Raw genomic sequence first — 25,694 nt, 5'->3', positions numbered from 1 at the left:
TCAAGAAACTTTGAAAGACCCGAAATTGCCACTTTCAGCGGCACCCATACCGATATTACCACAAGACTTATTTCTTTAATGCCAGAGAAATAAGTATGGGATGTGACAACGACGACGGCCCGGGTGCCGAATCCGAGGTCGAATACGAACTAATGCGGCAGAATCTCTACGAGACGAGCTCCGTGGGGACTCCATCGCCGGGGACGGTGGGGACGGAGCACGCCTCGGAGACGAACGACGAACAGCACCTCACGATTCGACCGACCGGCGACAGCGTCGCCACCTTCGAGGCGACGGTGGACGGTGTTATCGAGTCGGCCGACGGCGGCGCTGACTTCCCGGGTCTCGGCAAGAGCGCCGAGGACGCGGTGCTGGAAAAACCTCGCGAGTACCGGATCATCGGCAATCTGACCGACATCCGCATCAAGGGACCCGCATCGGCGTTCCTCGACGGCGAGCACGTGGCCTGAACCGTCGAGTCCCGACAACAGCGGACACGGTGGTGTGGCACGACGCTCGACGAAGGTCTGCTCACCGCCCGAAACCAAGCGAACGCTTCGGTTGGGACGCTGTCAGCGGGTCGATAAGAAAGGTCGAAGAGTGACGACTCAGTTGTCCTCGGCGGGGAGTTCCGACTCAGCCTCTTGGTCGGACTCGTCCTCGACCTCGCCGCGTTCAGCACGGACGAGTCGCTCCGCGCGGTCTCGGTCCTCGGGGTAGCCGACGTCGACGCGCCAACCCTCGGAGAGGACGGCAGAGATGGTCCGTCCCGACTGGATGAGTAGGTCTATGGCGTCGGGGAGTTCGTACTCGCCGCGGTCGGACGGTTGGACGAGGTGACAGGCGTGGAAGATGGCGGGCGAGAACGTGTAGAAGCCGGTCATCACGAGGTTCGACTCGGGTTCGTCGGGTTTCTCGACGACTTCGGTGATATCACCACGGTCGTTCGTCACGCAGACGCCGTATCGGGACGCCTCCTCCCACGGTACCTCCTCGACGAGGAACGCCGCGTCTGCGTGGTCGTCGTGTTGGCGGGCGACGACCTCTTCGAGGTTCGCGTTGAAGATGTTGTCTCCGAGCATCAGCATGAAGTCGTCGTCGATGTACTCCTCAGCCGTGAGGACCGCGTGCGCGAGACCCAGCGCTTCGCGCTGGTGCGCGTACGTTATCGGGACGCCTCGGTACTCGTCGCCGAACTGAGCGATTATCTGTTCTTTCTGATGACCCACGACCAGAACGAACTCCTCGGCGTCGAGTTCACAGAGTGAGTCCAGGCAGTGCTGGAGAATGGGACGGCCGTCGACTTCGACGAGTGCCTTCGGCTTGTCGTCGGTTAGCGGTCTGAGGCGCGTCCCTTTGCCGGCGGCGAGTACAACTGCTTTCATGATCGTAGCCACGGCTAGAACGTAGATTGTTATAGGGCGGATAGCGGCGCGGCCCCCCGCGCCGTCCCGCCAATGTGCGGTGTCGAACCCGTGCCAACGGGTTACAGGCAGATAGCTTGTCGTTCGGGCAACGCGTCGCGGCAGCGAGTCGGGAGCATCCGAAATGCGACTGCGTAGCCTGAACACTGAAACGAATGGGCCATAGCGTTATAAATAGTATTATGCCAAAAGAAGAAATACGTGACTCCTGAAAGGGTTAGGCGGAGGATTGTAGCCGTTCAGGCGCCGATTCCTTCGTCTTGAACGATACTTTTCACTTCGGAAACCAGTTCGTCGGCGTCGGACTCGGCACGCGCCTCGGCAGTGACGCGGATCAGAGGTTCAGTGCCGCTAGCGCGGACGAGGAACCACCCCGAATCGGTCTCGACACGCACTCCGTCCGTCGTATCGACGTCCTGGTAGGCGTCGGTGAGCGCATCGCTGAGCGTCCGCATCGACCCCTCCTTGTCGTCGACAGAGAGGTTCAGACGGCGAGTCGCGTAGCGCGAGGCGTCGAGGTCGGCGACCTGCTCGGAGAGCGGTCCCTCCCGGCGGACGAGGTCCGCGAGGCGTAGCGCCGCGTAGTTCCCGTCGGGGGCGAGCGTCTGGTCGGGCCAGATCCACGCGCCGCTTGGTTCGCCGCCGAAGACGAACCCGGGTCGGGAGACGGCTTCCGCGATGAACACGTCCCCGACCGGGGTGTACACGACGTCACCGCCCGCCTCGGTCACCACGTCGGCAACGAGAAGACTGGTGTCGACGGGCACGGCAACCGAGTCGCCCTCGGAGACGACGTCGCGCGCGAAGAGGGCGAGGAGAACGTCGCCGGGAACGTAGGCCCCCGTGTCCGAGACGGCGACCATGCGGTCGGAGTCGCCGTCGTGGGCGATACCGAAGTTCGCGTCCGTCGCGGGGACGGTCTGACGGAGCGTCGTGAGCGTCTCGGCGTTCGGTTCGCTCTTGCGCGCGGGGAACGTTCCGTCCTGCTGCGCGTTGAGCGTGTTCACCGTGGCGCCCAACTCGTAGAGGGCGTCGACGGTAACGCGACCGGTCCCGTTACCGAGGTCCACGACAGCGTTGACGCCGTCCATCGTCTCGAACGCGTCGACGACCGCGTCAGTGTGTCGTTCGACGGCGCTCGTCTCGGCGTATTCGCGACCGAGAGCGTCCCACTTCGCGCGCGCGAGACCGCCAGACTCCACTCGCTCTTCGATCCGATCGTTCCGTTCGGGAGAGAACGCCTGTCCGGACTGCGTCCAGAGTTTGATGCCGTTGTCGGGCGCGGGGTTGTGCGAGGCGGTGACCGCGACGCCTGCGTCCGCGTTGAACCACTCGACGCTCCGCGCGATAGTCGGAGTCGCCGCAACACCCACGCGGACCACGTCGGTCCCGCATTCCCGAAGTCCGGCACTGAGGGCGTCCGAGAGGACGTCTCCCGTGACGCGTGCGTCCCGGCCGAGAACGACCCGCCCGGCGTCGACTGCGAGAGCCTGTCCGATGCGGAGTGCGAGGTCCGCCGTCACCGTCTCACCGACGGGTCCGCGGATACCGCTCGTTCCAAACATACGAGACAGTCAGCCGCGGTGACTGCATTGGTATGCGTCACCTAAAGCGAGAGCTGTTAGCGTGGTGCGCGTTCGCGGGAGTTGAGAGATGAATACCCACTGAACCGTGCTCGGAGGCGGTCCTACGTCAGTTTTGGTGCTGGCAGCGCGGAAGGTCCGCGCTTGGAACGACTTCCAAGCGACCGTCGCTGTGAACGGTCACCTCGTACCCGGTGTAGCGGAACGAGATGGATCCCCGTATGTTACCTCCGATCAGGTCGTCCAACGCGTCTGGGTCCACGGCCGCCGCTAACGGCGAGAGTCCCGTGGGGTCGACGCCCTCGATGGCCGCAATACTCAGTACGACGTTCGTACTGACGAGTTCCGAACGCTCGTACGCGATGTGGTACGATTCGGCTCCGTCCTCGCGGTCGATACGTTGCTCCCACCACTGCTCGGTCTGCGCTCTCATTTCTGTGGACGCTCTTCGGTTCGGTCGACTTTAGATAAGTGTTATTGTTCCATTTTATATCTAATATAGATATTAACGCTCCTGGTTCGTACGCTCACACGAGCCGTATGAGTCCCAAAAAGTGTGATTAGGTTTTCCGCCTGATTAATTCTCGAGTCCGATGTCGACATTTAGACGTGATGAGCGGTACGCGATTCGAACGGACCGACAGGTAGTTACCCGCCCGGCCCGCAGGATCTCACGATGTGGCCCTGGGGACACCTCGCTTTCGCGTACGTCCTGTACTCGTCGTACGCGCGCCTCCGCTATCGACTCGCCCCCGAGTGGCCGGGCGTCCTGCTCGCGGTACTCGGATCGCAGGCACCCGACCTCATAGACAAACCGCTCGGATGGTCGCTGCACGTGCTTCCGGGGGGGCGGACGTTGGCTCACTCGCTGTTCTTCGCGACGGCCATCGTCCTCCTCGTCGCCGGACTGCTCCGCCGGTACGACCTCCCGGGCGGAGCAGCCTTCGCCATCGGCTACTACTCGCATCTGATAGGTGACGGTTACCGGAGCCTTCTGTCCGGGCGAGTGGAGGGCCTGACCTTCCTTCTGTGGCCCCTCTACCCCGTCCAAGGGTCGGAACCCTCCGTCGGTATCATCCAGTATCTACTGAGCGCACAGATCGACGGCCAACTGGTCTTCGAGTTGCTGTTCGCCGCCTTTGTCGTCGTCTGGTGGCTCCTCGACGGCGCTCCCGGCGCGGCGGCCGCGTGGAACATCGTGCGCCGCCGACTCGTCCGGCCCGTAAGCTGAACGCGCCCGTCCTTCAAAAAGTTCTGAATTTACGCTAAGTATATTATTCCTGAGATTCTATAGGAATGCGACATGCACGTCGTCCTCGTCACTGCTGCCGCAGTGCGTCGCGACTACGTCCGCACCGAAGACGGACGGGTCAACGCCGCGCTCCCCGCTCTCGGTCGCCTCGCGGGTGACGCGACGGTGTTCTCGCGAGCGTACACTAGCTCTCCCGACCACGAATCGACGCTTCGAGCGATACTCACCGGGACCCACCCCACCGAAGACAGCGGGAGGGGCCCCACACTCGTCGACGCCTTAGCCGACGCCGGGTGGAAGGCGGGTCTCTTCCACGGGCGCCCCGACGAGACGCGTTCGTCGTGGGGGTTCGACGCCCCCGACGAACGCTCGGACCGAACGCTTGCGGGACGACTCCGCGCGACCGCCCACCGGAAAATCGCCGACGACACGGTACTCGGCGGACCGCTGGAGTCCGCCGACCGACTGATCGGGTCGTCGTTCGGGACGCGGGTCGCAGAGCCGGCCTCTCGTCCCGCCGAGGAGGTGACCGAACGCGCGCTCTCGTGGCTCGACGAGACGTCCGGCCCGCGGTTCCTGTGGGTACACTACGACGTCGCCCGCGCCCCGCACGTCCCGCGCGAGGGAACCGCGAGCGGCGGAATCGACCCGCGGACCGCGACCAAACTCGCCTACGCCACCACCAGCGCGCCCGACGCGCTGACGGACGAGGAGAAGGCGACGCTGGAGACGCTCTACCGCGGCGAACTCGAACACCTCGACCGTCACATCGGCCGCCTGTTCGACGGGATTCAATCCCGTCTCGACGTCTCCGACACCGTGACCGCGTTCGCGGGGACGAGCGGCTGTCCGCTGGGCGAACGCGGCCGGTGGTACGAGACCAGCGGGGACTTCTACGAGGAGTCCGTTCGCGTTCCACTGTTCGTCCACGGACCGGGGTTCGACGCCGAACGGGTCGAATTCGCCGCGTCGTCAGTTGACGTGCTGCCGACGCTCGCCGCCGCCGCGGGCGTCGAACGCGCCGCACAGCGCGGCGGCTCGGACCTCCGCTCGTTCGCGGGACGACGCGTGACCGAACGGCAGGTGTTCGGCGCCGCGGGAACCGCACCCGCGGCCGCGATGGTCTGTAACGGTCGGTGGAAGCTATCTCGGAGGCTGGGCGACGGACGAGAGACGCTGTTCGACCACAGCGACGACGCCGGCGAACGTCGGGACCGGTCCGGAGAGAACCTCCCCGTCCACCGCGCGCTGTCGCACGCGCTGGATTACTTCGTCGAGAACCGACGACGGAGTTCGACCTCTGCAGGCTCTCCTATAGAGGTCAAAACTCGCAGTTAGATACGTAATAATCGCTTTTCGAAGGGCCGAATCGCCTTTTTCTGCCCATTAAAGTATATACAAGAATATATTAAATTCTCATTTCTTATCATATATTCGCCGAAAGATATTTGTAATTAACACGCTACTAATCTGGTGGATGGCGCAACAAACGGAATCCGAGAACGCTTGGGGGGATGGAGTCGGCGGGTCGGCCGTCCGGGTTCGTCCACGTCCGCGAGCTCGGACAGTCGGCCTGCCAGCCGGGAGCGGACAGCAGTCCCGTGCGGTGGGTCGCCGCGCCATCCGATCGGCTCCCGTCGAGTCTGCCACTGTGACCGGAGCCGCCACCGTACCGCCAGCAAAACAAGCCTCAACCGTCATCACCGCTCTGCTCGCTCGACCGACTGCCACTCGGCCGAACCGAGCCACCGCTGACAGCCTACCACGCGCCGGACGGTCGGACCTCGCGGTTCGCAACCGCTAGCTTTCACTCCGTCTTGGTTCGCCAGCAAGACGCAGGACGGACCGCGGCGGTCCACCGTCACGCCGCTTTTTAGAACACCAGACAGTGAGTTTCAACGCTTCAAGTCCGGCTCAGACTATCGAGAGTTCGGCGTTTCGCTCGGGGGCGCCCGAGGTATTCCGCAGTTTCCGATAACACTCGCAGAGCGCCTCGCCCGCCCGCCCCCAGTTGTACGTCTCCTCGACGGCGCGGCGGCCGTTCTCCCCGAGCGTTCGCGCGCGCGCCTCGTCGTTCGCTAACTCGACGAAGGCGAGCGCGAATCCCGCGGGATTGTCGGGTTGCACGACCATCCCGGAGTCGGTCTCCCGGACGATGCGGCGGAGGGGGGCCACGTCGGTGACGACGACAGGCCGCGACATCGCCATGTACTGAAAGAGCTTGTGGGGGACCGTGGTTTCGGTGTGTCCGGTCGACTGGTGCGGGACGAGACAGACGTCGCTGGCGGCGATGTAGGACGGAACGTCGTCGAACGGAACGCGCCCGGTGAAGGTGACGTGGTTGCCGACGCCGAGTTCGGAGACGAGAGATTCGAGGTGACGACGGTACTCCTCGCCGTTGCCGACGACCAGGAGGCGCGCGTTCGGGACGCGTTCGAGGACGGCCGGCATCGCGCGGACCACCGCGTCGAGGCCGCGGTGGGGACCGCCGAGCGTCCCCACGTAGGAGATGACGAACTCGTCATCGAAACCCACGTCCCGGAGTTCCGCGTCACCGAACGTGTCCATGGCGACGTAGTTCGAGACGACGTCGATCTTCGAGCGGTCGACACCGCAGTCCTCGACGTAGTGGTCCGCCGCCTCGTCGGTCACCGTAACGACCCGGTCGGCCCCCCGAACGGCGTCGCGTTCGATCCGCTTCCAGCGGAACACCGGGCGGGCCACCCGGTCGGCGAGGTAGCGGAGGTTGGTGAGCGAACCGAGCGAACTGCCCCGGCGGTACTGTTTGACGGCCTCCGGCCAGTTTTCGTGGAGGTCCGCGACGACGGGAAGGCCGTGTCGTTCGCCCGCGGCGAGGGCGGTGTGGACCATGGGAAGGTCGTGCGCGTGGAACGCCTCGATTCCCTCGGCGGGCACGATATCGTCCAGCGCCCGCATCCACGACTCGACGACCCCGGTGGTGAGAGTGCGCGCGCCCGCGAAGACGCCGTCTAGACCCGCGTAGGCGGCCTGGAAAGGACGGCGGATGACGGTCGCCGACCCGACCTCCTCCCGGTCGGGAAGCCCCTCGTCGGCCTCCGACAGGATGAAGACGGTGTGCCCGTCGGCAGTCAGCGACTTCACCTCCTTTGCGAGACGGATGTCCGTCGGGTAGACCGCGTTCAGGAGCATACAGATGCGCATCGCTACTGCACGTCAGGGGAGGTGAGGAATAAAACGTTGTGCAGTGTCCGGAGGGGGTCGGACCGGTCGGGCGTTCGTCGCCGTATACTTAAGCCCGACTCGTCTGTGTTTCCAGTATACGCCGCCGTCACGCGGTCGGACATCCATGTCAGAACAACCCGTCAACACATCCGAGACGACGTCGCACGACGCCCGAGAACGCCGGCTCAAGCGGTGGGTGAAACAGCCACCGGTCGGCCCCAACATGCAGTATCTCCGGGACGCGGAGCGTCTGGCGGCGACCGAGCGCCTCGGCCACCGCGACCGAGTGCTCGACGTGGCCTCCGAGTCCACGGTGACGGCCACCCTCGACGCCGACGACGTCGTCCGACTCGACTTCTCGACCGCCGCGAGCGACACCGCGCGCGAGGTGCTCGGCGACGCGGTGGACGCCTACGAGGTGACCGAACCCGAGACCCCGCGCCTGCCGTTCCCCGACGACCACTTCGACGGTGCCGTCTCCATCGGGCCGTACGACTGGAAGTTCCTCGACGTACCGGACCTCACCGAGGAGGTACACCGGGTCACCAAGCCCGACGGTCTCTACGTCTTCTCCGTTCCCACCCCCCGCTCCCCCTACGCCGCGAACGGTGACAACCGCTTTTACGAACCCGACGAGGCGCTCGACGTCGTCTCGCCGGACTGGCACCTCGCCGACTTCGACCTGCTGTTCCAGTACCCCCGCAAACTCCACCTCGGCGTCAACGTTCTCCCCGACGCGTACCAAGAGCGGTTCGTCGACGTGGCCGAACGCCTCTCCGAGGAGTTGACCGAACGGGAGATGTGGGGACGGGCGTCGTACATCGTCCTCGCCGCGCGCCCGATGAAGTACGAGTCGTACCTCGAACGAGGGTTGGAGGCGCTGTTCCGACCGACCGCCGAGGACGGCTTTTGGGACGAAATCGACGACTGCATCATCCGCGCGCTGAAGTACGAGTTCGACGACGACGGCTCCCCGACGTGGTCCCGCGACGAGAGCCAAGAGTGGCGCTACGCCACGATGGCGATGATGGGCGTGATGAACTGGCGGTCCTCGCCGGTCGGCACCGACGCGTACGACGGGAAGATCCGGCGCGAGTTCGAGTTCTTCGACGAGCACATCGAGTCGGGCGAACTCCCCGAGGCGATGCCGAGTTACGGCGTCGGTCCCCTCCTCGCGGCGTACGCGATGGCCGCGCGGGTGTTCGAGGGCGAACGCGACGACTATCTCGCGTCCGCGCGCACCCTGTTCGAACACGCCGACGAGACGGTCGAGTTCGACCACGCCGAGGACAGTCTCGCCCTCTACGGCGCGACGTACCTCCTCGAAGCGGTCCCCGAGGACGAACGCGTCGAAGCGTTCGTCGACCGGGGCCTCTGGGAGATATCCGACCGCCGGACGGCCGAGGGACTGTACGGCTTCGACAACCACACGACCCGCCGCCACCAGAACCAGATGTACACCTGCTGGGCCGTCGCGCGCGCCATCGAGGTGACGGGCAAGACGGGCTATCTCGGCGACGTCGAGGACGTCCTCGACTACACCGTCGAGAACCGGATGCGCGAGGACGGCGCGTTCGTCTGGGAGGACTGGCCCCTGCACGCCCGCCTGTACGGGGAGGCGCGCAGCAAACTTACGACGGGGACGCCGTACTGGCACTACCTCTACGAGTGCCACCAGACGTTCTTCGTCAACGCGGTCGCTCACTACTACGCCGCGGGCGGCGAGAAAGAGTACACTCGGGACGTACGTCGCGCGATGGCGTGGATATTCGAGACGAACGGGACGGGACGGGACCTCGTCGAGGTGTCGAACATCGGTGTTCCGATGCGGCAGGTGACGACCGACGGCCGGATGGACAACCGACAGTTCACGAACGGGTGGCGCGACCAGCAGTACAAAGGGACCTACGAGGTCGGATCGTACGTGATGGCGCTGACGCACCTCCTCGACGGAACGGTGGAGTGAGACACGGACGGAGTCGAACGCTCTCTCGATTAGCTCGTACGGTCGGTGAAATCGTCGGTCCGTGAATCAACCGGTATAGGTGAACCATGTCCTGTAATATAAAATCCGTATACCCGTCAGATTCATCGCCGGTCACTGTTAGTTCGTCGTTTTCTGAATAAATTCTCGGTGAAAATTAGAGTAGAATCGAGGCAAGCGAGATTGCCGTGGCTAACTTTGGGGAGACACTCCCTGTCCGAAGGCAGAGCAGTGCAACTCACAACCCGTTCAGGTGCGAGGCGGCGGACGGCGGCGGTACTGTTGGTGTTCGTCATGCTCGCGTCTTCGATCACCGCAGGCATCGTCTTCGCCGCCGGACCGGCCGCGGCGCACGGCGACCACACAGACGGCGGCGGTAGCGACGGTTCGGACGAGTGGGCGGCCGACTCGGACTCCTTCCGCAAAGAGACAGTCGTCTCGGGACTGAATCAACCGATGGAGATGGTGTTCTTGCCCGACGGACGGATGCTTATCATCCAGAAGGGCGGCGAGATACTCATCTACGACCCGGACACCGAGGAGTACGATACGTACCTCGACCTCCGGGAGGTCGACAGCGTCGAGTCCGACCGCGAACGGGGTCTGCTCGGTATCGCGTTGGCGAACGACTTCGAGGAGAGCGGCGAGTTCTACGTCTACTACTCGCGCCTCGACGCCCCGAATGCGGCCGACGATTCGGAGACCGAACCCGAGAACGTCCTCGCGACGTTCACCCACGTCGAGAACGCCGGCGGGACGACCAGTCGCGCCGACCCCGCCAGCCGGGAGGTGCTGTGGCGAAACGAGATACACACCGGCTCCGACATCGCCTGCTGTCACCTCGGCGGCGGCCTCGACGTCGGACCCGACGGGAAGGTGTACATCGGAACCGGCGACGAGTACGACAACGCCCAGTGGGCGCAGGACCTCTCCCGGCCCGACGGGAAGATCATCCGTCTGAATCCGGACGGTTCCACCCCGGAGGACAACCCGTTCGCCGGCGACGGCGACCCGGACACGCTCGGCGAGATATGGGCCTACGGCCTCCGGAATCCCTACCGAATCAACTTCGCACAGAACGGCGAACTGTACATCGGCGAGGTCGGCGGGAACAACCGCTACGACGCCGCGGAGGACATCCACCTCGGGGAAAAGGGGGCCAACTACGGGTGGCCCGACTGCGAGGGCGTCTGCGAGGACTCCGCGTACAGCGACCCGATATTCTCATACTTACACGGTGAGACGCCCGGCGGCGCGAACGACGACCCGTCCGGCGACGGCTACGGCGCAGCGGTCACCGTCGGCCCCGTCTACGGCGCCGAGATGTTCCCCGAGGAGTACGACAACGTCCTGTTCTACAGCGACTACAACGACCGACTGATCAAATACCTCGTGCTGAACGACGACGGGACGGAGGTCGTGGCGGGCCCCTACAACTTCGACGACCAGGCGGGCGCTCTCGTCTCGACGAAGGTCGGTCCCGACGGCGCCCTCTACGGGTCGCAGTTGGGGAGGGGACAGATCGTACGCTACGTCTACGAGTCCGGTAACAAGGCGCCGCAGGTCGAATCGACGAGCGCGACGCCGGAGAGCGGGGACGCACCGTTGAACGTCACGTTCGAGGCGGGCGCGTCCGACCCCGAGGGCGACGACCTAAGTTACACGTGGCACTTCGGCGACGGCGAGACGGCGACCGGCGCGAGCGTCGTGCACACGTACGACGAGCAGGGGTCCTACGAAGCCTACGTGGAGGTGAGCGACGGGACGACGGCGGTCGACTCCGAACCTACCCCGGTCAGCGTCGGCGGGGCGCCCGAGATGACGCTGAGTCCGTCCGGTGACGTGACCGCTCGCGGAGGCGAGGAGATCACGCTGTCGGCCGACGTGACCGACGTCGAGGACGGGCGGCTCTCGGGAGAGGATATCGAGTGGGAGATCCAACTCGCTCACAACACGCACCGTCACCCGCAGACGTCCACCACGGGCGAGTCGATAACGTACACGGTGCCGGCGGCGGACCACGCGACGACCGGCGTCGTCGCCTACGAGATCAACGTGACAGCCACCGATTCCGACGGGCTACAGACGACGAAGTCGGTAATGATAGAACCCGAAGAGGTCGACGTCACGCTGGCGAGCCAACCCGAGGGAATCAACGTCAGCGTCGGCGGCGTGCCGGAGTCGACCGACGACGGCGGCTACACCTTCGATACGATGATCAGCTACCGACACAGTCTGTCGGCGCCGACATCGGTCTGTCGGGAGGGGACGAGCTACGAGTTCGACAGTTGGAGCGACGGAAACACTGACTCTTCTCGTACGTACACCGTCCCCGACGCCGACGCGACGCTGACCGCGCAGTACGCCGAGGTGGGGACGTGCGGAGACGCCGCCGAGCAGAACGCCCCACCCGAGATAGGTGAGATTCCCGACCTGGCGTACACGGGCGAAGCAGTCACTCTCGACGTGACCGAGTACGCGACCGACCCCGACGGCGACGGAATCGACCCGTCGAGCGTCGCGATAGTCGAGGACGCCGACGAAGGGTCCGCGACGCCGAACGACGACGGGACCATCACGTACAGCACCGCGGCCACGTCGGGCACCGACTCGTTCGCCTTCACCGTCAACGACACCGCGGGCGGGCAGTCCGCCCCGGCGACGATCGACGTGAACATCGCTGCCGACGACGAAGGCGACAGTGGAACCGACTCGGACTCAAGCGGCGGCTCGAACGCCGAACCCGACGACGACATGGACGCCGGCAGCGGGTCCGATGACGACGGCGACGATGACGACGACAGTTCGTCCGGCGGTTCCGGCGGGTACTCCGGGGACGCCGACACCGAGGAGACGGCCTCCTTCGAGCTATCGAACGCGACGCTCTCCGCGACGAACGCGTCGGTCGGCGACGCGGTGAACGCCTCGACGGTCGTCTACAACGTCGGCGAGGCCGATGGCACGACCACCGTCAACCTCACCGTCGGCAACGAGACGGTCGACGCCCGCGAACTCACCCTCGAAGCGGGAGCCAGCGAGACGGTGACGCTCTCGCACTCCTTCGAGGAGTCCGGGACGTACGAACTGTCGCTCGGCGGCAGGTCTGTCGGCAACGTGACCGTCACGAACGCGACGGACGCGAACGAATCCGACGGGAACGCCGGCGGCGAGTCGCCCACCTCGACGACGACGCGGACGAGCGGCGACGGCGACAACGGGACCGTCGACGGGGAGAGCGGCGACGGAGGCGCGGAGACGACCGCTGCGGTCGACGGCACCGCGGACACCGCAACCGAGTCCGCCGCCGAGTCGACTCCCGACGGTGAGACGAACTCGGGGACGCCCGGGTTCGGTCCGGTCGTGACGCTGCTCTCGGTGCTTCTCGGAGCCGCCGCGTTCACGCGTCGACGACGGGCGTGACCGGGTAGGAGCCCGCTCGTTCGCCCCGTCGACCGTGCTGTCCGTCGTTCGTGTCGTTCGAACAACGGACGCGGTGGTGTCGGGCGCGGAAGGATGCGAACGCGACCGAGTGTGGGGGCCACACAAAGCGGGTACGACGTGATGAACGGGTTTTCGGGCCCCTTTCGGAAGAACAGCGGACGCGGTGGTGTTCGGCGTCCGGTCGGGCGATATCACGGGTGCAGTCGGGGCTCACGGTACCCCATCGTTGAGACGTGTCGGTCACCTACGTGCCGTGGAAGTCTTCGAGCGTCGTCGGTTCGTCGTCGCCGTCAACGTACGAGTCGATACTGTCGTGGACGCCGACGAGTTCGACGGTGTCGGCCATCGCCGAGAGGATGAGTTCGACGTCCATATCGAGCGCGTACTCCCGGTAGGTCCCGCCGCGTCGACCCTCGTTTCGTTCGGTGACGGAGACGATGCCCAGCATGGCGAGTTCGCTCAGGTGGTCCCGCATCCGGCGGGGGACGAGGGGATCACGGTTAGCGAGTTCGGCGAAGCGGGTGTAACGGGGACGGACGTCGCGCGAGCGAATGGGCGTTTCCCCTTCCAGATCCAGCGTGAGAAGCGCGTAGAGGACGAGGTGACCGTGTTCTGTGAGGCCGTTTATCCCCTCCTTGATGCGGCCGCGTTCGAGCGCGCGGCGACCGCGACGGACGTGGTTTTCCTCGATTGAGTCCGTCTCCTCGTCGCGCGCCAAATCGCCCGCCTTCATCAGGAGGTCGATGGACTGGCGGGCGTCGCCGGCGTCTTTCGCACCGTAGGCGGCGCACAGCGGGATGACTTCCTCGGAGAGGACGCCCTCGTGGAAGGCGACTTCGGCACGCTGTTCGAGGATGGCGCGGAGGTTCTCGGCGTTGTAAGCGGGGAAGTGAATCTCCTGTTCGCACAGCGAACTCTTCACCTTCGGCGAAAGGTCGTCGCGGAAGGAGAAGTCGTTAGAGATGCCGATGAGGCCGATCTTGGCGACTTCGAGGTTGCCGTTGGCGCGGGCGCGGGGGAGTTGATAGAGGATGCTGTCGTCGTTGACGTGGTCTATCTCGTCGAGCACCACGAGGACGCTGCCCGCCCGGTCGTCGAGTTCCTCCCAGAGCATCTCGTAGACGGACGCGAGCGGGTACCCCGTCGTGGATATCTGGTTCGACTCCGAGCGGAGGCTGTTGACGAGACGGGTGGCTATCTGATAGGAGCTGGTGAGCCCGTCGCAGTTGAGGAAGGTAACGGAGAGGTCGATATCGTCGTACTGCGCGGCGTCTTCTCGAAGGTGTGAGAGGAGGTACTTCGTCGCCGCCGTCTTGCCGACACCGGTCTTCCCGTACAGAAAGATGTTGTTCGGTTGCTCGCCGTTGATGACGGGTTGGAGCGCCGCCTGATACGTCCGAAGTTCCTCGTCTCGACCGACCAACTGCTCGGGCTGATAATCCTCCCGCAGCGCGTCCCGGTCGCGATAGATGTCGTTGTCCCGCTCGAACAGCGCCATAACCACGCTCTCACGGGCACCGTTCATAAAACCACCGCGTCCGGAGTGTCCGCTGTTCTGTCGGTATATAAAGAACGTCGAAAACACACCCCCTCCACTGTGTCCGGAGTTCCGGCGTGAACAGGGGTGGGGGGNGTGTCCGCTGTTCTGTCGGTATATAAAGAACGTCGAAAACACACCCCCTCCACTGTGTCCGGAGTTCCGGCGTGAACAGGGGTGGGGGGTGGCGACGGTCGCGATAACAGCATTTTCGAATCGACACCTTTAGTATAACACCACCCAAGTTACTCCGTAGTCCTCTTAGAGCGAAGAACGAGAGAGCAATCGAACGAGTTCGATGCTCTCGAGTGATGTAAGTCGATAAATCGATGGCTGCTCTCGCGCGGTACCTATCTCGTATGGCGAAACCGGGTGGGTTCGCGGCCTACCCCCACCCCCCCTCTCGGACGACCAGAACAGCGGACATAGTGGAGGGGGTGTAGGGGGGAAGGCTACGTCAAGCGACACAGTCCGGGAACGAGACTCGGCGCATATTCTCGATAGCGATTCTCTCTGTATCGAATTCGCCCAGTACTACTAACGATCCAACCGAACCGACGGATTTGACTATCCTGATTCCCACTCGACGACATTCACTACGACCGATAGGTAAGTCTCGGATTCATTCCGGATAGCGGTCGTCGCCCTCGGCCGAGGAACAGCGGACACGGTGGTGTGTGTCCGACCGGGCCGGGGAGGGCAGTCGAGCGAGAAACGGCTCGACTACTCCGGACACGGTGGAGTCGGTAGTGAGGTCTGAGAACCGATGATTGTTCCGAATACGCGGAGTACGGCCCGCTTCACGGCTATTACTCCGGACGGCGTGGTGTCGGTATCGCGGTTCGACTCGATTGGGCGATTCCTCGCGCCGAATCGGCCGGTGGTGAGGACGTAAGGCGACACGAAAGGCCGAACGCGAGTACCGAGAGCGGCTTTCCGATAAGAACGGCGGACACAGTGGTGTGTCCGTCGTCGGGAGTCCGAAATCGTCGGCCGATTCAAACTTTCGGATTTCGAATCGGGGTGTTGAATCTTCCGGTGGTCTCGGATTACGTCCCTGATCTGCGGGTCGGAGAGAACCACCTCACGAACACCACTCCGTCCGCTGTTCGTTCCGCACTTTCCGTCGGTTCCGTACCGTCCCGTGTCGTCCTCCGTCGCCCCGTTCCGATGGAAGTGCTTAGAGTTAAGTTCGGCCCCTGAGTGCGCCGAACATGGTCAAACTCGACGACGTGGACCCCGACGAACTCCGTCATGCGCTCGCGGACGCGGGGTCGGCGAAGGAGGCGAAGCGACTCGTCGTGGCCCTGGACTACCTCGACGGCATCGCGGTTTCCGTACTCGCGCAGCGTTACGGCATTCCCCGTTCGACTCTCTACTACTGGCTCGACCGGTTCGAGGCCGAACCGGTCGCAGAGGCGATAACCGACGAGGATCGGCCGGGTCGCCCCCGAAAGCTCGATGACGCGGACCGACAGCGACTGCGGTCCCACCTCGATGCGGACCCGACCGAACACGGGTACGAGGGCGACCAGTGGACTCCCGAACTCGTCCAGACCCACGTCGAACGCACGTTCGGCGTCTCTTACTCGGTTGGACACGTTCGCCGACTGCTCCGAGAACTGCAAGGGTCCTGAAAACCTTGGAGATCCAACTCGTTTTGTCTCCTCCGAAGGCATCGAGTTCGGCCGAGTTCGCGTTTCGCTCGGTCGGACAGCGAGGCGGAACGTATTTACTGGCGCGCCCTCTCGTCTCTAACGTTCAATGAGTAGTGAGGAGAACGAGACGGCGAAACGTGGGCGCCGAAGCAAAGTCCGCCGACTCATCGACGAGTATGACCTCGAGGGGGAGGGAGAACGGCTGGAGAACCTGTGGACGGCGGGCCGAGACGACCGTCTGAGCCTCCGCGAACTCGCCGACGACTTCAATCGGCGGCTCCTTCGCGCGGTGATGGTCGACGTGGGGATGAACCCCCTCGACGGCGAAGTCGCCAACACCTATCGGCTGTTGACCGATGACGACGTCTCGAGCGGGATGCGGACGCAGGCCAAGCAGACGCTCGAACGCGAGGGAATCGACATCGAGGACCTCCAGAAGAACTTCGTCTCCCACCAGGCGATACACACCTATCTGACGAAGTACCGCGGCGTCAAGCGGGACGAGCAGACGGACGAGGACCGCGTGCAGAAAGGTCTCGACACTATCCAGCGACTCCGAAGCAGGACGGCCGCCGTCTCCGAGAACATCGTCGAGAATCTGGCGAACACCGACCGAATCCAGATCGGCGATTTCGAGGTGCTGGTCGACGTCCGCGTATTTTGTCGCGATTGCGGGACGCAGTACGACGTGCAGGACCTCTTAGAGGAGGGACGCTGTGAGTGCGGCGGCGAACTCGCCACCGCCGCGGGCGAGACGAGCGCGACGGAGTGACCCCCCGAAGCGGAGTCCTGAGGCGCACACGACACCCGTTCGATGGCGTCAGCGTCCAGTAACCTTACAGCGGTATTTCTGTAACGCCTTTCGTGCATGTACTGAAGTATTATATGCTCTCGCCCAGATTCACCATCTATGAGTCAGGCACAGTCTGCGGCAGAGACCGTCACGCTCCACGTCGAGAACATCGGCGGTATCGCGGAGACGACGGTTGAGTTCGGACCCGGAGTTACGGCACTCGCGGGCCGCAACGCGACGAACCGAACATCCCTCTTACAGTCCATCATGGCGGCTCTCGGCAGCGACGGAGCGTCGCTAAAAGGGGACGCAGACGAGGGTTCGGTGAGCCTCACCGTCGGGGACCGGACTTACACTCGGACGCTGAAGCGGCGCGGAAGCACCATCGTCACCGAGGGCGACCCGTACCTCGAGGACGCGACGCTCGCCGACCTGTTCGCGTTTCTCTTGGAGTCCAACGAGTCCCGGCAGGCCGTCGCTCGCGGCGACGACCTCCGCGAACTCATCATGCGGCCCATCGATACCGAGGCCATCCAGACGGAGATTCGCGAACTCGAAGAGGAGAAGCGCGAGGTCGACAACGAGATATCCGACCTCGACTCGCTGGACGGACGACTCCCCGAACTCGAAGAGGAGCGGCAGTCGCTGAAAGAGCAGATCGAGGAGAAGCGCGCCGAGTTAGAGGAGAAAGAACAGGAGATAGAGGAGGCCGACGCCAACATCGAGCAGTCGCGCGACGACCGAGACGAGTTGGAGTCTCGGCTCGACGACCTCAAGGAGGCGCGGTCGGACCTCGAGGACGTCCGGTACGATATCGACGCCGAGGGCGAGAGCATCGAAGCGCTCGAGTCCGAGCGGGAGGAACTCACCTCCGAGCGCGCCGAGATCCCCGACGAACTCGACGAGGGCGACGAGATAGAGGCGCAGATAGCCGACCTCCGCGACCGGATGCAGCGGGTTGACTCGAGCGTCAACCAGCTTCAGACGGTCATCCAGTTCAACGAGGATATGCTGGAGGGAACCAGCGCCGACGTCGCGGCCGCCCTCCGCGACGAGGACGGGGCTGGTGCGGTCACCGACGCACTCGTCGAGTCGGACACCGTCGTCTGCTGGACGTGCGGGACCGAGGTCGAAACGAGCCAGATCGAGGAGACGGTCGACCGCCTCCGGTCGCTCCGCCGCGAGAAACTCGACCAGCGCAACGACCTGCGCGACCAGATCGACGACCTCGAAGACGAGCGCAACGAACTCGAACAGCTCCACCGACGCCGCGGTCAACTCGACGACCGCGTCCAGAGTATCGACCAAGAACTCGACCGTCGCCGGGACCGACGCGAGTCGCTGAAAAACGAGCGCGAGGAACTCACCGGTCGCGTGGAGACGCTCGAATCCGAAGTCGAGGAGCTCGAATCCCGCGATTACGGCGACATCCTCGAACTGCACCGCGAGGCGAACCAACTCGAGTTCGAGATCGGTCGGCTCGAAAACGACCTCGACTCGACCGAGTCGGAGATCGAATCGGTCGAGTCCCGACTCGGCGACCGCGACGAGTTGGAGCGACGCCGCGAGGAGATAGCCGACGAACTCGCGGACCTCCGAACGAAGATCGAACGCATCGAGTCCGAGGCCATCGAGGAGTTCAACAGTCACATGGAGACCGTCCTCGACATCCTCGACTACGGTAACCTCGATCGAATCTGGATCGAGCGGACGGAGCAGACCGTCCGGGAGGGTCGACGGAAGGTGCAGAAGTCGATGTTCGACATGCACATCATCCGGAGCGCCAACAACGGTACTACCTACGAAGACACCATCGACCACCTCTCGGAAAGCGAACGCGAGGTCACCGGACTCGTTTTCGCCCTCGCCGGTTACCTCGTCCACGACGTGCACGAAACGGTGCCGTTCATCCTCTTGGACTCTCTGGAGGCCATCGACTCCGGGCGTATCGCCCAACTCGTCGACTACATCAGCGAGTACGCCGACTACACCGTCGCCGCCCTCCTCCCCGAGGACGCGGCGGCACTGGACGACGACTACGAGCGCGTCCAAGAGATCTAGCGCGCATCCTCGCCCGTCTTTCGGTCTACCACGGATTTGTTCAGACTACAACCGAGTGTAATAGGATATAGTACATATCAGATTGTACAGTCGTCGTACTCGCTTTCACTCCAGACTCTCGGGTAAAACTCACTCCGTGCAGATTCGTTACGAACGTAATTTTGTAATAGCCGTTTGAAACGATACTCCTCTTCTTCGCCTGGAATCCTCCTCTGAGACTCTGTGAAGCCGGCGAATCCCGCGATTCTCCGTATCCGGATATGCGGCACTCTCGCTTCTCAGTCTCCTTCTGTTGCGGCCGTCCGCGCCAAACCGTCGCTCTTTCTCCTTCAATCGTCTAATTACTTTTCAGTAGTTCGACCAATTCTTTCCTTTCCGTTCGACCGCAGGCGTTCGTTGTCGGTCGACCTTCCGTGGTTTCCCTTGTCTCACGCGTTCCAAATATCAGACGAGATTTCGACAGAGAGAAATTTTGAAATTTCTAAAGATTGTAGATTAGAGCAGGTGATTGACTCCCGTGTTGCACTCTATTCCTTCGAATCGACTCTAAACACGCTAAAAACAAATTCTATCTGGTCGTCTTTCCCCCCCCGATTACGATTTTAGATAACTTGCATCGACACTTGTCTCGCCACCCTCGACGCGGAGGCTCCCGATTTACGCCGGCGACGAGGAGTCGACGACAGACCTGTGATACAGAAAATATTTATCAACGAATGCACGATTTAGAGTTGGTATCTGATAGTGTGATGACGGGAATTCGACCCTTCCGGCTTCGTGGGACCGCAGTAACAGAATCACACAGACAAGATAACAGCAAACTATGACCAAGACAAACGATATGCGTGCCCTCCTGATGGCGGCGCTCGTGGTTATGTCGGTGTTCGCTGGCGTCGGTACCGTCAGCGCCATCGACGCGAGCACCGTCGACGCCGACAGCGCCGAGAACGTCGCCGTCGGGCAGGACACCGCGACACAGAAAGTCACCTTCGAGACGACGCTCGACGGTGACGAGAGCGAACAGATAACTATCAACACGGACAACATCCCGAACAGCGACCTCTTAGCCGTCGGTGTGACGCTCGACGGGAGCGAGAATTTCTCCGTCTCGGACAAGTCCGTCGACGACGGCGTCGCCGAGTTCACGGTTCAGAACAACGGCGACGACCAAGAGACGGTCACGGTGACGGCGACGCTCGTGTACGACACGAGCGAAGCCCAACTCGACGACCTCGGCGAGTACAACCTCACCGTCGACGGTGACGGGACCGACGGGGAACTCGCCTCGTTCAACCTCACCGCGAACGAAGTCGGCTCCGTCAACTTCCAGGGTGAAACCGTCCACGCCGACGTCAGTTCCCTGAGCGGTGACCTCGTTCTCCGAGAGGTCGTGGACCGGAGTTCCGAGGATACTCGCTTCATTTCCCAAGTCAACGCTGAGAACGGCTACGTCGAAATCGACACCGACGACCTCGACGGCGACTACATCGTCATGGGCGACGGCGGGTTCGACAACGGCGTCGAGTTCGAGATAGCCGAGCAGCGTTTCTCCGCGAACTGGGACGAGGACTCGGTGACACAGAACGACGCCGTCGATCTCGAACTGGAGTCCAGTCGCGGCGACTACATCGTCGAGGTCAGCGCCGACGGTCTGGACGCCGACGAACTGGAGACGATGTTCGGCGACGCGAGCCAGTACGTCGCCACGAACGAGGAAGACGACAGCGTCTACCTCAACGCCGGCACCGACACGACCGTCACCGCTGACGTGACCGACGACATCGACGCCGGCGAGTACGACTTCGACTTCCAAGTGACGGACACGACTGCGTCCGATTCGGACACGCTCGAAATCGGCGAAGAGAACCGCAACATCGACTTCTCGCAGTCGACCTACACGGAGGAAGTCGGTGACCTCGCGGAGATCACCGTCCAGATGGAAGACACCGACCAGGCGTACGTCTTCGTCGGCGGCGAGGACGTCAACTATCTCGAAGCCGTCCGCCTCTCCGACGAGGACGACGACGGCGAGGTGACGTTCTCGTTCAACACCTTCACCGGAAGCGACGAGAGCGCCGACCCGTTCGAGGTCGTGAGCGAGGACGACGAGGCCGAAATGGTCACGAGCGACATCGACGTGACCGAAGGAGAAATCGGCGACAACCTCGACGGTAAAGTCTCCAACCTCCTCGAATCCGGCGACTACGACCTCCGGGTCAGCACGTCGCTCCAGTACAACGCCGACGAGGACGAGGTCGAAGACGAACAGGACGTCGCGGTTCTCGACCTGGTGGGCCGCAGCACGAACGGCATCAGCACGTGGACCGCGCCGAGTGGGAGCGCTGACGGCTTCGACGACACCGAGGAACTTCTCGAGAGCGTCGGCCAGAGCGACACGGTCGCTCTCGGTGACCGTCTCGTCGTGCGCGTCAACGCCAGCGGCGTCAGCGGAATTATCGACGAGGACGACATCGACTCGCTCCAGCAGAACGGCGTCTACCTCGGCATCGAGGAGTCCGACGCCGGTGCGAACGCCGACGAGGAGTCTATCCCCTTCGACGGCGGTAACGCGGCCATCTACCGCGACGAGTCCGTCGCCGAGAATCAGTTCTTCGTCGTCTTCGAGACTGACCAACTCGACCTCGACGAGGACGCGGAGTACGAGGCGTACTTCCGCGTCGGTGAGGAGGGCGAGGACGTGATCGACTATGTCGACGAGGACGAGGAAGAACGCGTCTCGACGGCGTTCACGGTCGAAGAACCGGACGCGACCCTCGACCTGAACGACGACGACCAGTACGAGGTCGTTCGGTCCGAAGAGGCGACCGTTCAGTTCGACACGAACCTCGCGGGCGGGTCGGAAGTCTCCGTCCGCCTCCGAAGTTCGGAGTCCAACTCCGCGTTCCTGCTCTCGAACACCGTGGAGACGACCGCGAACGGGTCCGTCACCACGACGTTCGACACCTCCGACATCGACGCGGGCACCGAGTTCGATATCAACGTCCGCGGCGGCGGAGAAGACTTGGCGAACGAGGACGGCATCATCATCAACGTGACGACGCCGACGCCCTCGGACACGCCGATGGACACGCCGATGACGACGGACACGGTGACGGATACGCCGACGGACACGGCGACGGACACGCCGACGGATACCCCGACCGAGACCACGACGACCGCACCCACCACGACCGGGGGTAGCACCCCCGGCTTCGGCGTGGTCGTCGCCGTCACGGCTCTGCTGGCCGCGGCCCTGCTGGCGACCCGCCGCGACTAGCGACCGACCACTCGCCGGGACCGGCCGACGCCGGTCTTCCGGTACGGTTTCTCGACCGCTCGACTCCGATTTTTCTCGCGTCTCCGCGACTACCGCTCTCTGAAGCAGCTACTCCGGAGCGCTCCGCTTCTCCGATGGTCGCCTCTCCAGCGACCGACCATCATCGGACCACGAAACGGACGACGGTTTCGGGAGTCATACCCCCGGGGTCACGGCCCAGAATCGGGGTTCGAGACCGGGTCGAAGCGCGCTCAGTCGTACGAACGCTTGACGCTCTCGTCAGTCGGACCCGGACTCTCGCTCTGTCTGACGTGGCCGTACTTCAGGAGGGCGACGGATATCGACCCGCCGACGAGGTTTCCGACCGTCGCCGCGGTGAGGAACCGGAGGTAATCGAGCGCGCCGATTTCGGGGCTGACAAACATCCCCATCAACACCTCGACGTTGCCGGCGGTGCAATGCGGGAGGTGCGCGAAGCCGATGGCCGAGGTAACGACGAGGATTGCACGACGCGACTCGTCGTATCGCGGGCGGCGGCGATGAGCCACGACAACAGTCCCATCAGCCACCCCGCGAGGATGCCACCGGCGAGAATCGTCGACGCGTCGTGTTCGACCAGCGTCGTCGCGATTCGCCGCAGCTCGTTTCTACCCTACCGCTTCGTTGTCGACCGTCTACTCGTCGTCCCGCGCCGAGACGATGACCGAGGCCACCTCTTCGGGGTGGTCGGCGGCGACGCGGACGAGGGCGTCGTGGAACTCCCGGCCGGTCACGTCGCGGACGTCGTGGTCCCGTCGGAGCAGCGATTCGACCTCGAACTCGGCGTCGTCCATCACCGATAGCGTCTCCGACCGCACGTAGACGCTTTTGGCCGTCGTGTCCTCGAACTCGAACGCCGGCCCCGACGCCTCGGATTCGGCGTCCGCCGCCGGTTCGGACTCCGACGCGTCGGCGTCGCTCGCACCCGCCTTTGCTTCTGCTTCCGCCTCATCGGCTTCCGTCTCGGATCCCTCGACCACGTCGCCGAGTCCCGAGAAGCGGTTCCCGTCAGGCATCGGTACCTCCGTTCTCGACGACCTGCGCCAGTTGGTCGAGTCTGTCGAGCATGTCGCTGTCGGCGTCGTACTCGCGTAGCGTCTTCCCGTCGCGCCAGGCCCGACTGAACGCGATGCGGTGTCGGATACCCGGTCCGGGTGACTCGCCGAACCCCTCCGAACGCGCGAACACGGGGAGGTACTGCGCGAACGGCGACGCTTCGAGGTCGTCGATGATGCGTCGTTCCTCGTTGTTGCCGCTGAGGTCGTTCGGGACGATGGCGAGGATGTCGAGGTCCACCTCGTTGCGGATGGGTCGGACCTGCTGTTCGACCATCCGCTCGAATCCGGAGACGCTGGGTTCGCTCATGAGTAGGGGGACGATGAGATTGCCCGCCCCGATGAGCGACGCGTCCGAGAGCGGTCCGAGACTCGGCGGCGAATCGATGACGATGTAGTCGTATTCCTCCCCGAGGAGGGGTTCGACGATGCGCCGCCGGACCCACAGGATACCGAACGTCGAGTTCCGAATCCGGTCTTCGATGTCGTCTAAGTCGACGTGCGCGGGGAGGAGGTCGAACTCCCCGCGGTCGTGGACGATCTCGCGCACGTCCACCGGGTCATCCTCCGTCAACACGTCGCCGACGTGCGGACCGTCCGTCTCGTACAGTTCCTTCTTCCCGACGCCCTCCGTCGCGTTCCCCTGTTGGTCGAGGTCCACGAGGAGCACCTCGTTCCCCCGCGCGGCCAAGGCGTCCGCGAGGTTTATCGCGATGGTCGTCTTCCCGACGCCGCCCTTCTGCAACGAGACGCTCACGGCGCGCGCCATCTATTCCGCCTCCCGTCCGAACCGTGTTCGAGTTTTGCGCATGGTGGATATTGTGAAATTTTTGGAATTTGTAGACGGTTTCAGCCGTCTACACGCTGTCAGCCGTTTCCGCGGCATCGTATATAAGTCTGCGTCAGACGGTGGGAAAATCCCCCAGATTTAGAACATCCCAAAATTTGTAGAATTTTCAAACTGTTCGTGATGTCGGAGTTCTGCACCCACTACCCTTCGAGAGAAGTTTTTGAGCTATCTGTAGAGTCTTCCACCGTCTAAACTTCCCACAATTCTCAAAAATTTCGAAGCTCTCAGAAATTCCCTGCGTCCTCCTCTCGACTGGTCCGCTCCGCAACCGCCGAATTTCTACAATTTCCACGCCCTCCGAATCGTTCACGAATTCTCTCTCGTTCGAGCGGTCTCGAATCTCTCCCTCCTGACTTGGTGACTCGTTCTCGCCCGTCGCAGTTCCTCAGTGGTCGCAGACTCCTGTACCGTTTCCGGGCCGTTGGCGTGTCTCCGGTTCGTCGTCGCCCACACTCCCAACTTCGGACGCTGCTTGAGAACTGCACAATTTCTACAAATTCTACACTGTCCGAGAGTGGGGATAGCGACCGCCACAGGCCATCGTCGTCGTCACTGCTGGACTCGCGGCGACTTCCTCGACGAGGGCCCTCCGTGAACTGGACGGCTTTCGCTCGGGGAGTACCCGAGCCATCCCAAATCAAGTCGGACACGACACGCGTCAGTTCGATCGAACCGAAGCGGTGAGCCGACCCGTCGGGGAGCGGTTCAACATCGACCCGAACGAAGTCGCTCACCTTCGAGTCACGCCGATGCGGCCGCCGGTGGTGTCTCAGAAGGGGAACTCATCTCTCGGACGATTCCCCGCCGAACTACCGAGTCGAGACTGCCTCTCGCGGTTCGTTCGTATTCCCGACGGTGTGCAGTTCCTCCTCGAACTCGATAGTTTCCCGTCGCATGTCGGACCCCCGCCGCAGTTCCATAAACCATTGACTGATTTACGAACGCCGGGCCCCCCATTCGGGACGTCGTCCCTGCGGCGCTCAGTCGACTCAGCGTCACCCGTCGCCTCACACCTCGAATCTGTCGATCCGACGGCCATCGCACTTTACCGATGCGGTGGTGAGGATTCGCGTATGTCCGGACCGACGTTCCTCGAGGGCGACGGCGTCACGCTCTGCCCCGCCGACCGGTCGGACCTCGATTTCCTCTGCGAACACGAGAACGACCCGCGAGTCCGGTCGTCGCGGGCGGTCGTTACGCCGACCAGCGCGGACCAGGTCACCGCCCGTCTCGGAGGGACGATGGGTCAGAACGAGGAGAGCGTCGGCCTGTTGGTCCGCGCCGAGGACGAACCGGTCGGATTCGTCTACCTCGTCCGCGAGGAGTCGAACGCCCTCGAGTTCCAGTTCGCCGAGTTGGCCTACTGGATCGCACACGAACACTGGAACGAGGGATACGCGACGGCAGCCGTCGCGGCCGTACTCGAGTACGGCTTCGACGAACTCGGCCTTCACCGGGTAAAAGCCGCCACGTTCGCCGACAACGAGGCCTCACAGCGGGTCTTAGAGCTGTCTCTTATACACATCTCTGAGCGGG

18 protein-coding genes are annotated in these 25,694 nt (G+C 63.5%); 10 read left to right on the top strand and 8 right to left on the bottom strand.

All coding sequences use genetic code 11. The features are described 5' to 3' along the window. Nucleotides 1-95 precede the first annotated feature (95 nt). On the top strand, nucleotides 96-470 hold the full coding sequence (locus C474_RS07735) for a hypothetical protein (protein ID WP_008385587.1): 375 nt from the start codon (nucleotides 96-98) through the stop codon (nucleotides 468-470). A gap of 138 nt (nucleotides 471-608) precedes the next feature. Here C474_RS07735 and aglF read toward each other — a convergent pair whose 3' ends face one another. From aglF to C474_RS07720, 3 genes are all read right to left on the bottom strand, one after another. Beyond that, nucleotides 609-1,385 (bottom strand): UTP--glucose-1-phosphate uridylyltransferase AglF, encoded by a 777-nt coding sequence (aglF, locus tag C474_RS07730; RefSeq protein ID WP_008385585.1) that lies wholly within the window; start codon nucleotides 1,383-1,385, stop codon nucleotides 609-611. A 278-nt stretch (nucleotides 1,386-1,663) separates the two neighbouring features. After that, complete coding sequence (glmM, locus tag C474_RS07725; protein ID WP_008385583.1) at nucleotides 1,664-2,989, bottom strand: phosphoglucosamine mutase; 1,326 nt, start codon at nucleotides 2,987-2,989, stop codon at nucleotides 1,664-1,666. A 127-nt stretch (nucleotides 2,990-3,116) separates the two neighbouring features. Beyond that, a complete protein-coding gene (locus C474_RS07720) occupies nucleotides 3,117-3,440 on the bottom strand; it encodes a HalOD1 output domain-containing protein (RefSeq protein ID WP_008385581.1) in 324 nt (107 codons plus the stop codon). Between the two features lie 243 nt (nucleotides 3,441-3,683). Between C474_RS07720 and C474_RS07715 the strand changes: the two genes are divergently transcribed. Both C474_RS07715 and C474_RS07710 read left to right on the top strand, forming a co-directional pair. Beyond that, the gene (locus C474_RS07715) at nucleotides 3,684-4,238 is read left to right on the top strand and encodes a metal-dependent hydrolase (protein WP_008385580.1); all 555 of its coding nucleotides are present in this window, start codon (nucleotides 3,684-3,686) and stop codon (nucleotides 4,236-4,238) included. Between the two features lie 72 nt (nucleotides 4,239-4,310). Further along, entirely contained in the window at nucleotides 4,311-5,597 is a 1,287-nt protein-coding gene (locus C474_RS07710; protein WP_008385579.1) for a sulfatase-like hydrolase/transferase, read from the top strand. A gap of 576 nt (nucleotides 5,598-6,173) precedes the next feature. On the opposite strand, the gene C474_RS07705 is transcribed toward C474_RS07710, so the two are convergent. Next, nucleotides 6,174-7,442 (bottom strand): glycosyltransferase family 4 protein, encoded by a 1,269-nt coding sequence (locus C474_RS07705; protein ID WP_239640402.1) that lies wholly within the window; start codon nucleotides 7,440-7,442, stop codon nucleotides 6,174-6,176. A gap of 145 nt (nucleotides 7,443-7,587) precedes the next feature. Here C474_RS07705 and C474_RS07700 point away from each other — a divergent pair, with 145 nt between their 5' ends. Beyond that, nucleotides 7,588-9,429 (top strand): methyltransferase domain-containing protein, encoded by a 1,842-nt coding sequence (locus C474_RS07700; protein ID WP_008385577.1) that lies wholly within the window; start codon nucleotides 7,588-7,590, stop codon nucleotides 9,427-9,429. A 249-nt stretch (nucleotides 9,430-9,678) separates the two neighbouring features. Continuing rightward, entirely contained in the window at nucleotides 9,679-12,867 is a 3,189-nt protein-coding gene (locus C474_RS07695) for a PQQ-dependent sugar dehydrogenase (RefSeq protein ID WP_239640401.1), read from the top strand. A 265-nt stretch (nucleotides 12,868-13,132) separates the two neighbouring features. Here the strand turns inward: C474_RS07695 and C474_RS07690 are convergent, their stop codons facing one another. After that, nucleotides 13,133-14,386 (bottom strand): orc1/cdc6 family replication initiation protein, encoded by a 1,254-nt coding sequence (locus tag C474_RS07690; protein ID WP_008385575.1) that lies wholly within the window; start codon nucleotides 14,384-14,386, stop codon nucleotides 13,133-13,135. A gap of 1,253 nt (nucleotides 14,387-15,639) precedes the next feature. Between C474_RS07690 and C474_RS07685 the strand changes: the two genes are divergently transcribed. The 4 genes from C474_RS07685 (at nucleotide 15,640) to C474_RS07670 (ending at nucleotide 22,214) form a co-directional block, all read left to right on the top strand. Next, nucleotides 15,640-16,062, top strand: a complete 423-nt coding sequence (locus tag C474_RS07685) for a helix-turn-helix domain-containing protein (RefSeq protein ID WP_008385574.1) — start codon at nucleotides 15,640-15,642, stop codon at nucleotides 16,060-16,062. Nucleotides 16,063-16,189: 127 nt separating this feature from the next. Continuing rightward, nucleotides 16,190-16,855, top strand: a complete 666-nt coding sequence (rdfA, locus tag C474_RS07680; protein ID WP_008385573.1) for a rod-determining factor RdfA — start codon at nucleotides 16,190-16,192, stop codon at nucleotides 16,853-16,855. A gap of 138 nt (nucleotides 16,856-16,993) precedes the next feature. Further along, complete coding sequence (locus tag C474_RS07675; RefSeq protein WP_008385572.1) at nucleotides 16,994-18,937, top strand: archaea-specific SMC-related protein; 1,944 nt, start codon at nucleotides 16,994-16,996, stop codon at nucleotides 18,935-18,937. Nucleotides 18,938-19,760: 823 nt separating this feature from the next. Continuing rightward, nucleotides 19,761-22,214 (top strand): DUF7827 domain-containing protein, encoded by a 2,454-nt coding sequence (locus C474_RS07670; RefSeq protein ID WP_239640400.1) that lies wholly within the window; start codon nucleotides 19,761-19,763, stop codon nucleotides 22,212-22,214. 251 nt (nucleotides 22,215-22,465) lie between these two features. On the opposite strand, the gene C474_RS07665 is transcribed toward C474_RS07670, so the two are convergent. The 3 genes from C474_RS07665 to C474_RS07655 form a co-directional block, all read right to left on the bottom strand. Next, a complete protein-coding gene (locus C474_RS07665; RefSeq protein WP_049916831.1) occupies nucleotides 22,466-22,762 on the bottom strand; it encodes a formate/nitrite transporter family protein in 297 nt (98 codons plus the stop codon). A gap of 126 nt (nucleotides 22,763-22,888) precedes the next feature. Beyond that, nucleotides 22,889-23,269, bottom strand: coding sequence for a hypothetical protein (locus C474_RS07660; RefSeq protein WP_008385567.1), 381 nt, complete (start codon nucleotides 23,267-23,269; stop codon nucleotides 22,889-22,891). After that, the gene (locus tag C474_RS07655) at nucleotides 23,262-24,077 is read right to left on the bottom strand and encodes a ParA family protein (protein ID WP_008385565.1); all 816 of its coding nucleotides are present in this window, start codon (nucleotides 24,075-24,077) and stop codon (nucleotides 23,262-23,264) included. Before C474_RS07655 ends, C474_RS07660 begins: the two co-directional genes overlap by 8 nt. Nucleotides 24,078-25,231: 1,154 nt before the next feature. Here C474_RS07655 and C474_RS07650 point away from each other — a divergent pair. Then, on the top strand, nucleotides 25,232-25,694 hold a 463-nt coding region (locus C474_RS07650; RefSeq protein WP_008385564.1), incomplete at its 3' end, for a GNAT family N-acetyltransferase.

The sequence above is a fragment of the Halogeometricum pallidum JCM 14848 genome, from assembly GCF_000337095.1.
Classification (GTDB): domain Archaea; phylum Halobacteriota; class Halobacteria; order Halobacteriales; family Haloferacaceae; genus Halogeometricum; species Halogeometricum pallidum.
Note: the sequence above shows the minus strand (reverse complement) of the source record. Positions and strands in the feature narration are given on the sequence as shown.

Coding starts and splice junctions, on each gene's coding strand:
- C474_RS07690 (WP_008385575.1), bottom strand. CDS start 14,386: ATGGCGCTGTTCGAGCGGGACAACGACATCTATCGCGACCGGGACGCG.
- C474_RS07660 (WP_008385567.1), bottom strand. CDS start 23,269: ATGCCTGACGGGAACCGCTTCTCGGGACTCGGCGACGTGGTCGAGGGA.
- C474_RS07675 (WP_008385572.1), top strand. CDS start 16,994: ATGAGTCAGGCACAGTCTGCGGCAGAGACCGTCACGCTCCACGTCGAG.
- C474_RS07685 (WP_008385574.1), top strand. CDS start 15,640: ATGGTCAAACTCGACGACGTGGACCCCGACGAACTCCGTCATGCGCTC.
- C474_RS07715 (WP_008385580.1), top strand. CDS start 3,684: ATGTGGCCCTGGGGACACCTCGCTTTCGCGTACGTCCTGTACTCGTCG.
- C474_RS07700 (WP_008385577.1), top strand. CDS start 7,588: ATGTCAGAACAACCCGTCAACACATCCGAGACGACGTCGCACGACGCC.
- C474_RS07705 (WP_239640402.1), bottom strand. CDS start 7,442: ATGCGCATCTGTATGCTCCTGAACGCGGTCTACCCGACGGACATCCGT.
- C474_RS07735 (WP_008385587.1), top strand. CDS start 96: ATGGGATGTGACAACGACGACGGCCCGGGTGCCGAATCCGAGGTCGAA.
- C474_RS07670 (WP_239640400.1), top strand. CDS start 19,761: ATGACCAAGACAAACGATATGCGTGCCCTCCTGATGGCGGCGCTCGTG.
- aglF (WP_008385585.1), bottom strand. CDS start 1,385: ATGAAAGCAGTTGTACTCGCCGCCGGCAAAGGGACGCGCCTCAGACCG.
- glmM (WP_008385583.1), bottom strand. CDS start 2,989: ATGTTTGGAACGAGCGGTATCCGCGGACCCGTCGGTGAGACGGTGACG.
- C474_RS07710 (WP_008385579.1), top strand. CDS start 4,311: ATGCACGTCGTCCTCGTCACTGCTGCCGCAGTGCGTCGCGACTACGTC.
- rdfA (WP_008385573.1), top strand. CDS start 16,190: ATGAGTAGTGAGGAGAACGAGACGGCGAAACGTGGGCGCCGAAGCAAA.
- C474_RS07720 (WP_008385581.1), bottom strand. CDS start 3,440: ATGAGAGCGCAGACCGAGCAGTGGTGGGAGCAACGTATCGACCGCGAG.
- C474_RS07655 (WP_008385565.1), bottom strand. CDS start 24,077: ATGGCGCGCGCCGTGAGCGTCTCGTTGCAGAAGGGCGGCGTCGGGAAG.